The sequence below is a fragment of the Neolewinella persica DSM 23188 genome (assembly GCF_000373105.1).
Taxonomy (GTDB): Bacteria; Bacteroidota; Bacteroidia; order Chitinophagales; family Saprospiraceae; genus Neolewinella; species Neolewinella persica.
On record NZ_KB890438.1, the window covers coordinates 15,473 to 31,040 of the forward strand.

Annotated in this window: 8 protein-coding genes; 5 read left to right on the top strand and 3 right to left on the bottom strand. The window is 54.2% G+C overall.

Annotation, left to right across the window (positions count from 1 at the left end; translation table 11 throughout):
* The first annotated feature begins 33 nt into the window (after positions 1-33).
* On the top strand, positions 34-480 hold the full coding sequence (locus tag B036_RS0116325) for a hypothetical protein (protein WP_020569804.1): 447 nt from the start codon (positions 34-36) through the stop codon (positions 478-480).
* A gap of 114 nt (positions 481-594) precedes the next feature.
* Here the strand turns inward: B036_RS0116325 and B036_RS0116330 are convergent, their stop codons facing one another.
* Positions 595-2,148, bottom strand: coding sequence for an amidohydrolase family protein (locus B036_RS0116330; RefSeq protein WP_026232051.1), 1,554 nt, complete (start codon positions 2,146-2,148; stop codon positions 595-597).
* Between the two features lie 358 nt (positions 2,149-2,506).
* Here B036_RS0116330 and B036_RS0116335 point away from each other — a divergent pair, with 358 nt between their 5' ends.
* The 3 genes from B036_RS0116335 to B036_RS0116345 all read left to right on the top strand — a co-directional run bounded on the left by B036_RS0116335 (position 2,507) and on the right by B036_RS0116345 (position 8,288).
* Positions 2,507-2,974, top strand: a complete 468-nt coding sequence (locus tag B036_RS0116335; protein WP_020569806.1) for a CYTH domain-containing protein — start codon at positions 2,507-2,509, stop codon at positions 2,972-2,974.
* 232 nt (positions 2,975-3,206) lie between these two features.
* Complete coding sequence (locus tag B036_RS0116340; RefSeq protein WP_026232052.1) at positions 3,207-5,591, top strand: endonuclease MutS2; 2,385 nt, start codon at positions 3,207-3,209, stop codon at positions 5,589-5,591.
* 291 nt (positions 5,592-5,882) lie between these two features.
* Positions 5,883-8,288, top strand: coding sequence for a carboxypeptidase regulatory-like domain-containing protein (locus tag B036_RS0116345; RefSeq protein ID WP_020569808.1), 2,406 nt, complete (start codon positions 5,883-5,885; stop codon positions 8,286-8,288).
* Between the two features lie 165 nt (positions 8,289-8,453).
* Here B036_RS0116345 and B036_RS32260 read toward each other — a convergent pair whose 3' ends face one another.
* Together B036_RS32260 and B036_RS0116355 are read right to left on the bottom strand one after the other, a co-directional pair.
* On the bottom strand, positions 8,454-10,361 hold the full coding sequence (locus B036_RS32260; RefSeq protein ID WP_020569809.1) for a sensor histidine kinase: 1,908 nt from the start codon (positions 10,359-10,361) through the stop codon (positions 8,454-8,456).
* 159 nt (positions 10,362-10,520) lie between these two features.
* A complete protein-coding gene (locus B036_RS0116355) occupies positions 10,521-11,135 on the bottom strand; it encodes a response regulator transcription factor (RefSeq protein ID WP_020569810.1) in 615 nt (204 codons plus the stop codon).
* 217 nt (positions 11,136-11,352) lie between these two features.
* Here B036_RS0116355 and B036_RS29725 point away from each other — a divergent pair, with 217 nt between their 5' ends.
* Positions 11,353-15,543, top strand: a complete 4,191-nt coding sequence (locus tag B036_RS29725; RefSeq protein WP_020569811.1) for a T9SS type A sorting domain-containing protein — start codon at positions 11,353-11,355, stop codon at positions 15,541-15,543.
* Positions 15,544-15,568 lie beyond the last annotated feature (25 nt).

Here is a 15,568-nt window from a genome sequence, read left to right on the forward strand (position 1 = left end):
TCTTAGTTTTATGCTTTATTAAAGTGTCTCTCAATGAAAAAAATTACCTTACTTGGCCTGCTGGCCATTTCTTTCCTCTGTTTCCAATCGACCACTTTCTCTGCTCAACCTGCTCAGACAGTGCCGACCGAAACCAAAACGACCAAAGACATCAATCCCTCCGCAGTCTTTGAATATTCCGATATTTCCATAAGTGATCCCTCCATTTACCGTGATGAACTCTTCACCATTTCTCTGACGGTGAAAAATACGGGAAATAAAGAAGCGAAACACGAAGTGCTGCTGCTGGTGAAAGACGAAGGTGCGCCTGAAGGCCAGCGTAAGCAGGCCAGTAAGTTCCTGGCGCTCCGGGCGGGACAGACTGAAACGGTCACTTTCACCTTTATGGCTGCTGACCTGATGGAGGCGCTGGAAAACACGCCGGAAGTCTTTTTCTTTACTATTGGAGAGTATGAAATTGGTGTGGGGTACGAGAAATGAAATGAAGCCATCGGCTAAGCGACCTTTCTAAGAATTGCAAGTTTGGATTTTTAATTGCCATCCTGTTGTTGGGGTTTAGCAGCTACGTTTCCGCCTAATTGACTTTTAAAGGAACTACGGTTTCTTAGCTTCCCGAACCATCCGCTTCACGTCCTCGCGCAGCTTCACGGCATCGTAGACGATTCCGTCTTTCACGGTATAGATAATTCCCTTGGTGGTCGTCACTTCTCCATCCTCATCGAGGCGGGTGGCGCCGGTGCCGTACAGTACTTTCAGGTCTGCCAGTGGGTTTTCGCCTACAATCACGAGATCAGCCAGTTTACCTGGCTCGATGGTGCCGATTTGGTCATCCATGCCCAGGGCTTCTGCACCTGAGAGGGTGGCGGAGCGGATTACTTCCAGTGGGTGGAATCCGGCTTCCCGTAGTAATTCCAGTTCACGGATGAGCCCGAAACCGTACACCTGATAGATGTAGCCGGAGTCTGATCCGGCGGTTACCCGACCGCCCCGGTTTTTGTATTCATTGATGAAGGTCATCCACAGCTGGTAGTTTTTCTTCCAGTTAACTTCCTGTTCGGTACCCCATTTGTGCCAGTAGCTGCCGTGGCTGATGCGGCTGGGCTGAAAGAATTTCCAGAGACTGGGCAGGGTGTATTCGGCGTGCCAGTCGGCGTTGCGCGCACGCATCACGTCACGGTTGGCGTCGTAAATGTTGAAGGTTGGGTTAATGGTAAAATCAAGCGCAATCAGCTCATCCATCACCGCATTCCATTTATCGGAATACGGTTTGGCGGCCTGCTCCCACAGCCGGCCAGCTTCTCCGAAGCGGTCTTGCTCGTTTTGATAGTTGTAGTCTACGGGATAATCCTGGACCGTGCGGCCATCAAACATGGCTTCGGGCAGACCATACCAGTGTTCCATGCTGGTGAGGCCGGCGCGGGCGGATTTGAGGACGTTCCAACGCCCGACGTCCATCTGCGCATGGTGGCAGGCAGAGCCCTGGCCGATCTTCTTATTTTCTTCCAGTGCGGCCGCCATCAGGTCGGGGCGGGCACCGAAAAATTTGACGCCGGCGCTGCCCTTGGCCTTGTTTTCACGGACCCATTCGCGGACCTGGTCGGTGGTGGTAAAGGGCTCGTCGCGCCCCTGGCCGAAGCCAGTGTAGGGGATGATCCGGGGCGCAGCGATAGTGTTGGCGGTGGAGCGTTTCTGGTGCTCCAGTACCCAATCCAGGCCGTTGAAACTGCCGGGCTCGCGGATGGTGGTGACGCCGTGACCGAGCCAGAGCTTGAAGACGTAGTCGGCATAATCCCCCTGCGCGCGGTGGCCGATGTGGCCGTGCATGTCGACAAACCCAGGCATCACGTACATGCCTTCGCAGTCAATCTCCTTACCACCGGCCTTCAGTTTTGGCCGGCGCTTCGGGTCAATCTCCATGCCGGGTACGCCTACCGTGCTGGTGCTGACAATCTTGTTCCCTTCGATCACGATGTCGACCGGGCCAATTGGCGGCGCACAGTTACCGTTGATCACCACCAGTCCGCGCAGGATCAGTTGGCTGTGGGGACCGTCGCCAAAGTCTCCTCTTTCGGGCGCGTAGGTTTTCTGGGCGCGGACGCAGGTGCAAAGTAGAAGGACTAAGGAGCAGAGGAGGTAGAACTTGCGCATTGGGAGGTGGCTTTGGTTGGTTGCGGCCAAATTACGTTTTTTACTGGAAGGTGGGGGCTCCGTTTTTTTTATGAGAGATGGACGCGCCATTTATTTTTCCACCTGATTGATTTGGAGGGAATGAAATAGCCATATGTTAAAAGCTGCTACGCAGCTGATTGCTCTTACAGAGGGCAGTGCGGAGGGAGGCACAAAGGGAGCACAGAGTTCCATAATGCTATCCTGATCATTTCGCTAGAAGGTTGAAAAGTATTCTTGTTACAAGAGTAGTTACCTTCGCATTTACCTGCTACTTAGTGAAAAACTTAATGCCTTAGTGCCTTAATGGTTCCCTTCCTTCCCTTTTCCTTTCTCTACCATGCCCCAAGAAACAGAACGCAAATTCCTACTAGCCAACGATGCCTGGAAAACAGCAGTCATCCGCCAGCTGGAAATTAAACAAGGCTACCTCAATACGGACCCCAAACGTACCGTCCGTGTCCGCCTAAAGGGAGACATCGGAATACTGACCATTAAAAGTGAGTCCATTGGCATCAGCCGGGAAGAGTACGAGTACGAAATACCCTACGAAGAGGCGCGCAGCCTTATCCGGCTATGTGAGCCACCCGTGATCGATAAAGTGCGCCACGAAGTCAGGTACGAGGGCCACCTTTGGGAAATAGACGTTTTTGCCGGAGCAAATGAGGGGCTCAGCGTCGCCGAGATTGAACTGTCCACGGAGGACGAAGCGTTCGCCCGTCCTGCATGGTTAGGGGAGGAAGTATCCGATGATCCCCGGTATTTTAATTCCCAGTTGGTGGCTTGCCCTTTTTGTGATTGGGCGTAGGTGTTGTTCCCGCTTCTACCTTCCAGCATAAATGCTGGGGAACCAGTCGCTGCGTAGTGGCGCTGAATGCCTGAATGCCCTTAATGGTAATTCCAGCGCCCTATTCCTTAGTGTAGCTCTTAGTGTCCTTAATAGCTTCGTGGTTGCCTCCCCCCCCAGGCATGCTAAAACTGCCTCCCACGCAACTATCACCACCCCCCAGCCGTTAGCAATCCCTACCACGAAATCAACCATGAATTTACAACCCCGGGACACCTACGAGAAACTGGAATTCGACAAGGTCCTTATCCTCCTGGAAGAAAAATGCAACGGTGAAATGAGCCGGGAGATGGTGCGCGAGATGAAACCGTCCACTGGCGTACACCAAATCAATCGTTGGCTCGACGAAGTTGCCGAATTCAAGCAGGGCACCGATGAGAAAAATATGTTCTCCATTGGCGCATACGACGATATTTCTGAGGAACTCCGAATGTTGCAAATTGAGGGCTACGTCCTCAGCGAATCCGGCCTGGCCAAGCTCAATGTACTGCTGTTACTGGCCAAAGGTATCTTCGGATTTTTCAAAACGGAGAGCCGCAAATCCACCTACGAGCACCTATTCGGCCTGATCCGGGAACTGCACTACGAGCAGGAACTCTCTAATGAAATAGAGCGGGTGATCGACGCCGAAGGCGTCATCCGTTCGGATGCCTCCGACGAACTGTCGAGAATCAGACGGCTGATTGGCAGCAAACAACGGGAAGTAGAAAAGACCTTTCGCCAGGTGATCGAGAAATACCGGCGGGCGGGTTTCCTGAGTGATACGGTGGAAAGTATGCGGAACGGCCGTAGGGTGCTCTCCGTACCGAGCGAGCACAAACGTAAAATCCGGGGCATTATCCATGATGAGTCTGCTACCGGTAAAACGGCCTTTATTGAGCCGGATGCCGTAATCGGCATCAACAACGACATCTTTGACTTTCAGCAGGAAGAGAAGCGGGAAATCTACCGCATTCTCCGCGAGCTCTCCGCTACGTTGCGCCCCTACGTGGAGCACATCCGGGATTATCGTGACCTGATCGCCTACCTCGATGTCGTGCAGGCAAAATCCGTACTGGCCCGCCAGTTGAAGGCAGAACGACCAAAAGTAGACCACCGGCCAACGCTTGGCATTGTCGAAGGACGGCACCCGCTGCTTTACCTGAAGAACAAACCCTACGGCAAGAAAACGGTCCCCTTTGACCTGAAGCTGACCGGCAAGAACCGTATCCTGATGTTATCCGGTCCCAATGCAGGCGGTAAGTCGATTACCATGAAAACGGTCGGCCTCACCCAGCTGATGCTGCAGTGCGGCATGTTGGTTACGGTTGACAAAGAATCGGAAATGGGTGTCTTCAAGCAGTTGTTTGCTGACATCGGTGACCAACAAAGCATCGAAGATGACCTGTCTACCTACAGTTCCCGCCTCAAAAATGCGAAGGCTTTCCTGAAGGCGGCTGACGAGTCAACTTTAGTCTTGATCGACGAATTTGGCTCTGGCACGGACCCCGCCTCCGGCGGGGCAATCGCCGAGGGGGTGCTCGACGGACTGAACTACCGCAAAGTGTTCGGCCTGATCACCACCCACTATTCCAACCTGAAAATCTACGCCTACAAGACCAAGGGAATCGTGAACGGCGGTATGCATTTTGATACGGAGACGCTGGACCCAACCTACGAACTGAAGATTGGTAAGCCTGGCTCCAGCTACGCCTTCGAGATTGCCACTAAATCAGGGTTGCCGAAACGGGTGATGGAATATGCACGTCGCCGCGCCGGTAAGAACGAACGTGCCGTCGATCAGCTTTTGGTCGACTTGCAGCGCGAGAAGGCGGAGTCGGAAGAAAAGCTGCGCTCGCTGGAGGGTAAGCAGAAAACACTGGATGCGCTGACCCGGACCTACGAAGAACTGCGTAAGGATATGGAGGTCCGCCGCAAGCGACTCAAGTTGGAGGCCAAGGAATCGGCCCTGGAAGAAACAGCGAAGTACAATAAGGAGATGGAGAACCTGATCAGGGATCTCCGGGAAGAGAAAAAGCTGGACGAAGCCAAAGAAAAGGCGAAGGAGCTGCGCACCAAGCGTACCGAAATAGCGGAGCAGGTGACGGAGTTGGTCGAAGACATTTACTACGCTCCGTTGAAGGGTGGGGAAGAGGAGCCCATCAAGGTAGGCAGCCACGTGAAGCTGCGCGCCGGAGGCGCTACTGGCGAGGTGGAAACCATCAATAAAAAACGCGCCACGATCATCGTCGGTGATCTCCGCCTGGAGGTCAAACTACGTGACCTCGAGTTGGCCAATGCTCCGCTGACCATTCGCCGGCAAAAAAGTGTGAGCAGCAACCTTAGTGCTACTTCCACCTTCAGTAATAAGCTTGACGTTCGTGGCATGCGATTCGAAGAAGTACTGGCTACTATGGAAGCTTTTGTCGATCAGGCGCTGATCGCCAACGCCAGCCAACTCCGCATCGTACACGGAAAGGGAACGGGGACCCTGAAGCGGGCCGTCCGCCAGAAACTGGCGGAGTACAACCACCGATTTACGCTGACAACGCCGCCCAGAGAAGCGGGGGGAGATGGGGTTACTATTGTTGATTTGTAATAGGGACTCGCTTTTACAGTCCCATAGTATTTACTTGTGATTTGTGCATAGGCCCTTCCTCTATCACCTAAACACTAATTCTCGCCTCTGCACCCGCGTCCGCGCCCAAAAAAACATAGAATCAACCCTTCCTACCGGCATTTTCCACCTAAAGACACCAAAAGTCCTCCGAACATAGTTAATTTTGTTATGTTTAACTCCCGAATGAATCCAGCTGATTCGTCGGAAACCAAGACCAGCCTTCCTTTAAAGAGAGCGCTTTCACCACTACTGATTACCTAAACACTCAAGATGAAAAATCTTCTGCAATTTTGCTTCGTCCTGTTACTTCTGGCCGTTGCTTTTCCCGTTAACGCGCAGTTTCGCAGTGAAATGCGAACCGCCAATAAGGAATACGAGCTTAAGGCCTTTAACCTGGCCATTGAATCTTATAAGAAGGCCCTGGCACGCCGTCCTTCTGACGTAGAAGCGCTCAGCCGGATCGCCGATTCTTACCGCATGCTGAACCAGATGCAAACGGCCCACGGTTACTATCAGCAAGCTACACGCGAAAAGCGTGTGACTAAGGAGACACTTCTTGAACATGCCCACGTACTCAAGTCGCTGGGGCGCTATGATGAAGCCAAACAATGGTATTTACTCTACGCCCGGGATCATGACGCCGTAGTGGGCAACCACTTTGCCCAAAGCTGTGATTTTGCAATTGCTCAGGCCAATGCCGACGGTGGTTTTACGGTCCGACCCATTTCTGCCAACTCTCCGGTAGCTGACTTCGGCCCCACCATGGTAACGCCTACCGAACTGGTCTTCAACTCTGCGCGTACCGCCGGCGGTAACTTTGACGGACAAGCGAAAAACAAGCCCTACGTCGCCGCAGTTGGCCCCGATGGCAGCCTCCAGCAGGCCTTCGAACTCCGCACCGGCTATACCGAAGCCGCTGGAAATGTAGGCCCGGTAAGCTATTCTCCCGACGGCCGTCAGGTGATCTTCACCCGCAACAACTTCACCACCGGCACCCGGATGGTACCTGAAGCCGGCATCAGCATGAACCTGATGATTGCCGACATCAACGCCGAGCAGCAGTGGGTGAACGTTCGCCCCTTGCCCTTTAACGGAACCGACATCAGCTCCGGTTTTGGTACGTTTTCTGCCGACGGTAACACGATCTACTTCTCCAGTAACCGGCCGGAAGGCTACGGTGGCTACGACATTTACCGGGTGAACCGCCAGGGACAAAGCTGGGAAGCGGTCCCGGAAAACCTGGGTACGGTCGTCAACTCCGTTGGTGATGAAGTAACACCGTTCTTCGACGGTGCCAGCCTGTTCTTCTCTTCCAACTGGCACCACGGCCTTGGTTCTTACGACGTATTCCGCGCTGAGGTGGTGAATGGTCGTCCATCGACCCTGTACCACATGGGCAGCGGCATTAACTCTGAGCGCGACGACATGGGCTTCGTTTATGATCCCGTAACCAGCAGCGGCTACATGGTGTCTAACCGCATCGGCGGCAATGGCCAGGAAGACGTTTACCGCGTCAGTCGTGTCAACGTGAATAAAATATTGATGGTCCAGTCTGCTCAGGACGGCCGGGTGATTGCCAATGCGGCAATTGACTTCACCTCTTGTGGTGGTCAGGTGTACGCCACCGATACTGGTGGCCGGTACATCCTTCAATCTACGGAAGGTCTGAACTGTGAGATCGTGATTGGGGCCAATGGCTTCCAGGCCGTACGCGTTCCGCTGCAGAGCCTGCAACCTGATGCCCAGAACATCGTTCGGGTTTCCCTAAACCCGGCTTCAGGTCCCGGAGGACCGTTGCCCGATAATACCAGCCCAACGCCTCCCGGTACTTACCGTGGTTACGTAACCGACGCACGGACGGGTTATGGTGTGCCTCAGGCCACCGTCCAAATCGTTCAGCGTACGACGGGACAGTCTGCCACGCTCGCCACGAGCGCTAATGGTGCCTACCTGATGGAACTGGCGCCTTACAATACTTACGACGTATCGATTTCTGCCTTCGGCTACGAAACGGTACGGTTTCCCGTTACCAACAATGACGGCAGCGATCCCAATATCCTGGGCAACATGACCCTGCTGCCTACCGGCACGCCTCCGGTAAACAACGACGGAGATATTTCCTACACCCAGTTGCAGGGCTTTTCCGTACAGCTGGCGAGCCTCGCCAAGCAGCCGGACCTCAGCAAATTCGACAATGTGAAGGACCTCGGCCGCGTCTACTCCGTAAATGCCGGCAGTGCCTACAAGGTACGTCTTGGTGTTTTCGCTACCCGCGCCCAGGCTGAGGCTGCAGCCGCAGAAGCTAAGACTGATTTTGCTGGTGCTTTTGTTGTTGCCGACAGCGGAGATTCTGCTTTCCCGGTCGCTGGTGGCGGCGGTGGCGGTTATGCCCCACCCACTACCAATCCGGTGACCCCCACAAATCCCGGCAGCTTTGGCCGTTATAAAGTTCAGCTCGGTGCCTTCGGTAAGCCGGAGAACTTCGACCGGAACAAAGCTGGCCAGTTGGGTACGGTAGAGACCACCATGCGTGGTACCCTTACCCTGTTCATGATCGGTAACCTCAATTCCCTGCAGGAAGCCCGCAGCGTTCAGGCGCGTGCGCAGTCTTCGGGCTACTCCGGAGCGTTTGTGTTGGAGTCCGTGAACGGGCAATTGGTTAAGGTGCCTAACTAGGTTTTTAGCCTGCTTACTTGCTTCAAAAAGCGGTACCGGACATTGTTTGGTGCCGCTTTTTGAGTATGTACCGATGGCTTTATCCGTCTGCTTTGGGGGGCTTTAAGAGATGGTTTATTCGTCAGACGACCGGCCAGTCCAGCTCATCCCTAACACCCCCACCAACTACCCCGGAAACACCAGCCGAACCACCGTTCCATCCGTTCCATTCATCTCCAGGTTACCGTCCAGCTGCTCCGCAAAAGTTTGAATGAGCAGGTTCCCAAAAGACTCCGGGTGTTGGGTGAGGCTGGCCGCATGGCCGGGGCCGTCGTCGGCGACCAGGAGTTCGAGGTTGGGCCCGACGCGGCGGAAGGAGACGGTCAGCGTACCGGTCTCACGGCCGGTAAAGGCGTACTTCATGGCGTTGGTGATCACTTCGTTGGCCAGGAGGCCCAGGGGGATTAGTCGGTCGATGTCCAGGTCAATGTCCTCAATGTTTTTTTCGAGCCGCAGTGCGGCACCGCTTACGTTGAGGGTGCCGAGCAGTTCCTTAACCAGCTGGTCGAGGTACTCACGGGCGCTGATGGCGGTAGATGTCTCGTCGCGCAGGTACAAGCGCTGGTGGATGATGGCCATGGAGCGGACCCGCTGCTGGCCCATTTTGATCGCGTCAAGAGCCGCTGGGTCGTCGATGAACTCTCCCTGCAGGGAAAGCAGGCTGGAGACCACCTGCAGGTTGTTTTTTACCCGGTGGTGGATTTCCTTAAGCAGGGTTTCTTTCTCCTGCAGGGTAATGTTAATGGTCGTGTTCTGCGCCTGAATACGCCGTCGCTGGGTCACCAACGAATAAATGAAACTGCCCAGGAGCCCCAGTAGTAGCAGGCCTCCGGCGAGGAACCATCGCTGTTGGCTAATCTGTGCCTGGTTAAGCTCATCTTCTAACGCCAGCCGGTCGATTTCTGCTTGTTTCTGCTCGTTCTGGTACCGGGCTTCCATTTCAACGATCGCCTCGGTACGGTTTTTCTCTGCGGCCTCTTCCTTTTGTTCCGCCAGCAGGTCCAGGTAATAAACCGTGGAGTCAAGCGGTCCAATATGCCGGTATACGGTGGCAATTCCGTTGGTGGTTACCCGAACGATGCCGGGGAAAGCACTACCGATTTCCCGCGCCTTGCGGTAGGCACGTAAAGCTTCCTCGTACTGTTCCAATCTACCGTGTGCAGTAGCAATCTGTAATTGGGCAGCGGCTTGTTCCCGCGGACCGCCAACTTGCGTAAAGCGGTCATAAGACATCCGGCCATATTTCATGGCTTGTTGGCCATCTTCGATGCCATTAAATAACTGGGCGAGATTGGCATAAGTATAGCCCTCCTGACTGATGCGCTGATCGCCTTTCAGCTTGGCCGTCAGCTCCAGACTGTGGAAATAAAGCGCCTTGGCCTCCTCAATTTTTTGCTGGCTTTTTTTGACAATGGCGAGATTGGTAAGGGCAACAACGCCTTCGTAGGGCCGGTCAATCTCGGAGTACAGGGCGATGGCCTCTTCATAGTAAGGGATGCTTTCCTCCAGGTTTCCTACCCTGCGGTGGGCGGTGCCAATGGCGTTAAGGGCGGTGCCTTCCGCCAGACGGTTCTTTGCTTGCCGTGCATATTCCAGCGACTGTTGGTAGAAGCGGAAAGCCCGGTCGTTGTGGCCCGTTCGCAGGTTGATCTGGCCCGCCAAATAATCTACTTCGTGTAGTTGGATGGGATTACCGGCTTCCAGGAAATACTCGCGGGCTTGCTCCGTTGCAGCCAACGCCGCATCCCATTGTTGCCAGGTACGGGACTTTTGGGCACGCATGTATGCTACTTTGCCCCGGTAGTAGGGCTGGCCGTTGGCAGCAGCCAGGGTGCCGAGCGTATCCAGGTAAGCAAGGGCGAGGGAAGAGTCCTTTCTGACGTTTTCGCCCACCAACTGGACGTATGCTTCAAAAACAAGGGAGTCGCGCTCGTTTGCTTTGATGACGGCACGATGGCTCTCAGGAGACGTTTTTTGGGCGCGGCCGCTGGTGCAAAGAAGGCTCAACAGGAGCAGGGTAAGAAAGGTACGCATAGGGGTGTTCGTTGGACTAATATACATATCACGAAGTGGTTTGGGAAATCCCGTGGCGCCGAGCGCCTGCTAACGCTGCTGCTCTCAGGTCAGCTACACCTCAAACCCTTACGGTTTGGGTCAGCTTGCTTGTGGACGAGGATCGAAAGCCAGCAAAGGCTAAAAACGCTTAAGCGCACGCAAAGCCTCCAATCGGGAATTTACGCCCAGCTTAACAAAGATCGATTTCTGAAAGTACTTCACCGTATTGATACTGATGAACAGCCGTTCTCCCGCTTCGCGGTAGCTGAGGCCTTCTTCCAGGAGCCGCAGGATCTCGTATTCCCTTTCCGTGAGTTTCGAAAGCAATTCACGGTTGATGTCCGCCAAATGGGGGAAGCCGCCATCCTGTTCAGCAGCGTATTTGTGCAGCGCCAGTTCGATGGTGGTCAAAAGTTCCCCGCCGTTGAAGGGTTTGACAATGTAGCCGTAGGGCATGGTGTCCTTCACGCGCTCCAGAGTAGCCCGGTCAGAGAAGGCCGTCAGGAATACAAAAGGATAGTTGTATTTGTCGCGGATGATTCGCGCCAGGTCGATGCCGCTCAGGGTACCCTGAATGTCGATGTCAAGCAGTGCCAGGTCCGGCTTGGTGGAGGCCAGCAGGTCAAGGGCTTTGTCGCCGTTTCTGGCCTTGCCGACAATCTGGTATCCGAGCTTCCGCAGGGAAAATTCGATCTCGGTGGCAATGATGGCCTCATCTTCAACAATAAGAATACGGGGAGGTCTGGTGGGCATAAAGAAGGTGGTTGCGGCGCGGAACGAAGATACGCTGTGCAAAAGTGGTTAATAAGGAACCAGTTGTTTCCTACCCGGTCGGGTAGTTTACGCCACACCAGGCTATTTCCTTTTTTCAAAAATCAATTAACTGATGCCATCGGCCAAACTACCCGTTCGGGTAGTAGAGGTGGGCTGCTGTTACCCAAACTTTGCGGTAACACAAAAGCCTACAACCATGAAATCAGCTTTCTTGCTTTTCCTACTTTGCCTGTTAACCTTCCTTTGCACCAGCGCCCGCGCCCAATGTCCCCTAAACCTGCGCATCAACACGGATCAGGACGTTGCCGACTTTCGCTTCAACTACCCAAACTGCACCCAACTGATCACCGGCAACCTGACGATCGAGGGCCAGTCGATTACGGACCTCGAAGGCCTGGAGGTACTCACCTACGTTGGGGGGGACGTACTCCTCAACAACCTGTCGGTGCGGAACATCATTGGCCTGGAAAATATCACTACGGTAGGCGGTAATTTTACGCTTGCCAACTGTCCGCGCCTGGTTAATAACGGCTTCCCCGAAGGTCTTTCCGTTAACCGAATAGGTGGCTTCCTGAGCCTGGATAACCTTCCCGGCCTGACCAGCTTCATCCCACTGAATGACCTGAATATCCTCAGTTCCGGTTTCGGTTCAAACGCCTTGAAGATCAGTAATCTCGCACCACTTTCCGGTCTGACGGGCAATATGGCTTCCGTTAACCTGACGAATAACCCGGACCTTACCGACCTCACCGCCCTGAACAATATCGGAACGATCAGCTCCCTCACCATCACTGGCAACTCCAGCCTGAACAACTGCGCCATCGACCCCATTTGTGCCGCTCTGGGCGCAGGGAACCCCGCCACGATCAGCGGTAATTCCGGAGCCTGCGCGAGCTTGGAACGGGTGGAGGAGGTCTGTTTTCCTCCCTGTACTACGCCCGATTATAATGCCCTGGAGGCGATTTATAATGCCACAAATGGCGATAACTGGACGGACAATACCAACTGGCTGACGGACTGCGACTACTGCACCTGGTTCGGTGTTACCTGCGACGTCAACGGCCGTGTTCGTCGCCTGGAGCTGCCCAATAATAACCTGATCGGCACCCTGCCCGCAGAGCTGGCCGACCTGACCGAAGTGGAATACCTGCGTTTCAATAACAACAGCTTTACCGGCGGCGTGCCCAACCTGATCGCACTGGACAAACTCCAACGCTTACGCCTGCACCGTGCTGGTTTCACCGGTGCCTTACCGATTCTGGGAAACAAGCCGGATCTGACGCACCTTAGCCTGTACGACAACGCCTTTAGTGGATCGATTCCAGGGGCTTACAACGAGCAGGCCTTTCCCGCCATGGAGTTCTTTTACCTGGACCGCAACCAACTCTCCGGAACACTACGAACTTCCCTGGCCGAGTTTCCCAACCTCCAGGAAATCAACCTTCATACCAATAATTTTACCGGCTGTTATCCGGTAAGCTTCACCGCGCTGTGCGGCCTTTCTTCCGCACTTTTTTACAATAATCCGAACCTGCCAGATGGCGGCAGTACTGAATTCTTCGAGAATAATTTCTGCGTTGACGGAGAGCAGTGTGGCCCCTGTCACCCCGACTTGCCGGGGCTGCTGGCTTTTTATGAAGGCCTCAACCAACTCAACAACAACCCCACCTTTACCGGCTGGGCCGAAGGAGCGGCGGGAACCGACTGCCAGCCATGTAACTGGTACGGCGTGACGTGTGATGCTAATGACCGGGTGACGGAGCTGACGTTCGTCTCGGTTGGCCTTACTGGGTCACTAGTACCAGAAATATCTCTACTCACAGCGTTGGAAGCGCTTAACCTGCCGTCGAACAATATCAGCGGGAACTTCCCCGACGTACTTTGGAATATGCCCAACCTCAGGGTTATCGGTTTGCCCGGCAACAACCTTGGAGGTCCACTACCGGACGCAGGCAATTTGCAGACGATGGAGCGGATTTTCCTACAGCAAAATAACTTCTTTGGCGCGTTGCCCATATTTGGGAACTGTCCTAATATGGAGGCCATTAATCTGAGCGATAATCCTTTTGGGGACGTCATCGAAGACCGGGGCTACAACCCCACCAATATGCCGCTACTGACCACGCTGTTACTTAGCAACACTAGTCTGGTGGGCTTTCTGCCCGCGGAGCTAGGGGAGTGGCCGGATGGTCAGTTGGCAACTTTCTCCGTTGCTAACAACGACCTCCAGGGTGATTACCCGGCCAGTTATGCCAGCTTTTGTGGCACGGACCCGGACTTTTCGGCTAACGCCCAGTTGCCCGATGGTGGCAGCGCTACTACGTTTACCAGTCTGGTTTGTGGGCCCTGTCATCCGGATTTTCCGGGTTTGATGGCTTTGTACAACGGGCTTAATCAATTCGAAGGAAACACTTCCCTTTCGAATTGGGCCGAAGGTGCTGCAGGTACCGATTGTGCGCCCTGCGACTGGACGGGCATCACCTGTGACGCCAACGACCGGGTAACGGCTATCCAGCTTGTCGGTCGTAGCCTGACGGGGAACCTGGTGCCAGAAATAAATCTATTAACGGAATTGAAAACATTCAACCTGACGAATAACGGTATTACCGGTGCTCTCCCCGCAGCGTTTTGGACGATGCCTAACCTGGAAGTAATCGCATTGGAGCGCAATGACCTCAGTGGTATGGTACCAGACCCGGGGAGTTTGCCTAACATAGTGTCCATTTTTCTTCGGGGCAACAATTTTACGGGAGGGCTACCCACCTTTGGTAGCTGCCCCAACCTTTCTACGCTGACGCTTGATGGCAATCCACTTGGTGGCAGTATTGCCGGTCGGGGATATAATGCGACCAACCTCCCTTCGGTGGTCAATTTGGATTTGGGCAATGCCGGATTAATCGGTGAGCTTCCGGAAGAACTCGGATCTTGGCCGGATGGGCAGTTTTTTAGTTTCAGATTGGATAATAATGACCTTGAAGGTTGCTACCCCGCCAGCTTTTCTATTCTGTGCGGTACTAACCCTGATTTTACCGGTAATGCCCAGTTGCCTGATGGTGGTAGCAGCGACTTTTTTAACAACATCTTCTGTGCCACCGGCGAAGGGTGTGAGCCCGTTTGTTCCCCCGACTTCGACGCCCTGATTGCTTTATACAACGCCACCGATGGACCGAACTGGACGGACAACTCCGGTTGGGCTGACGGTGCGGCCGATACGGATTGTAACGTTTGCGATTGGGTAGGCGTTACCTGTCTTGGCGACCGGGTGCAGCGGCTGGAATTACGGGAGAATGCCCTGGCCGGCCCCATCCCCGCTGAGATTAGTGAACTGGGCCGGCTCGAAGTCCTGTCGCTAGGGAGAAACGGTCTGACGGGCGGTTTGCCGGCCAGTCTTTTTACCCTCAGATTTTTGGAAACGATTGAATTGGAATTCAATGAACTGATGGGAACCGTCCCGGATTTCAGCGAAAGTGCCAGCCTGCGCCGATTGGCTTTACAGTACAACGACTTCATTGGCCCGCTGCCCGCTTTGGGGCAACCCTCCGGCGTTGTGGAATTGATTGTATCCAACAACGATCTGACTGGGGCCATTCCCAATAGCTGGAACGGTGGGAACCTGGCTCAGCTGGAATTACTGAGCCTGAACTCTAACCAGTTAACGGGGGAGCTTCCCGCCGGTGTGGCCGATATCACTACGCTGCAGATTTATTCCGTTGCGTTTAACAACCTCTCTGGCTGCTATCCGGTAGGCTACTCTGTATTCTGCTCAGGCGGGATCACGGTGGATTTTATCAATAACACTGGCTTACCGGAATTTGGAAGTTCGATATTTTTCACCAATGAATTTTGTGCCAACAATGACGCCTGCGGTGCCCTGCCCGTCACTTGGTTGAGTTTCTCCGCTACGGCACAGGAAAAAACGGTGCGGCTCGACTGGAAAACTGCTTCGGAGCAAGACAACGATTTCTTCGTGGTGGAGCGCAGTAAAGATGGAGGCAACTGGACGTCACTTGGTGAAGTACCTGCCGTTACGGCCATCGTTGCCGGAGTTCGTACCTACCAGTTTACGGACATCGCGCCGTTCGCGGGAGCGTCTTTCTACCGCCTGCGGCAGGTTGACCTGGACGGTATTTATGGCTTTAGCGCGGTACGTTCTGTATCGTTCATGGGGCAAAACTCCCAGGTATACCCCAATCCTGTTGGGGACGAATTCACGATCTATGCTGCGAAAGCTCAGGCGATTAACCTGTATGCTTCAGACGGCCGTTTGGTGCGTACAGTTCAGCATTTGGGCGGCGGTGCGCAGGTGCAAAGGGAGGGGTTAAAAAGCGGGGTTTACTGGCTTCGGTTTTCCGCCTCAGGCGAGGCCGTCAAAGTGGTTATGCGATAGCAAGTGATTACCGAGCAAATGACCT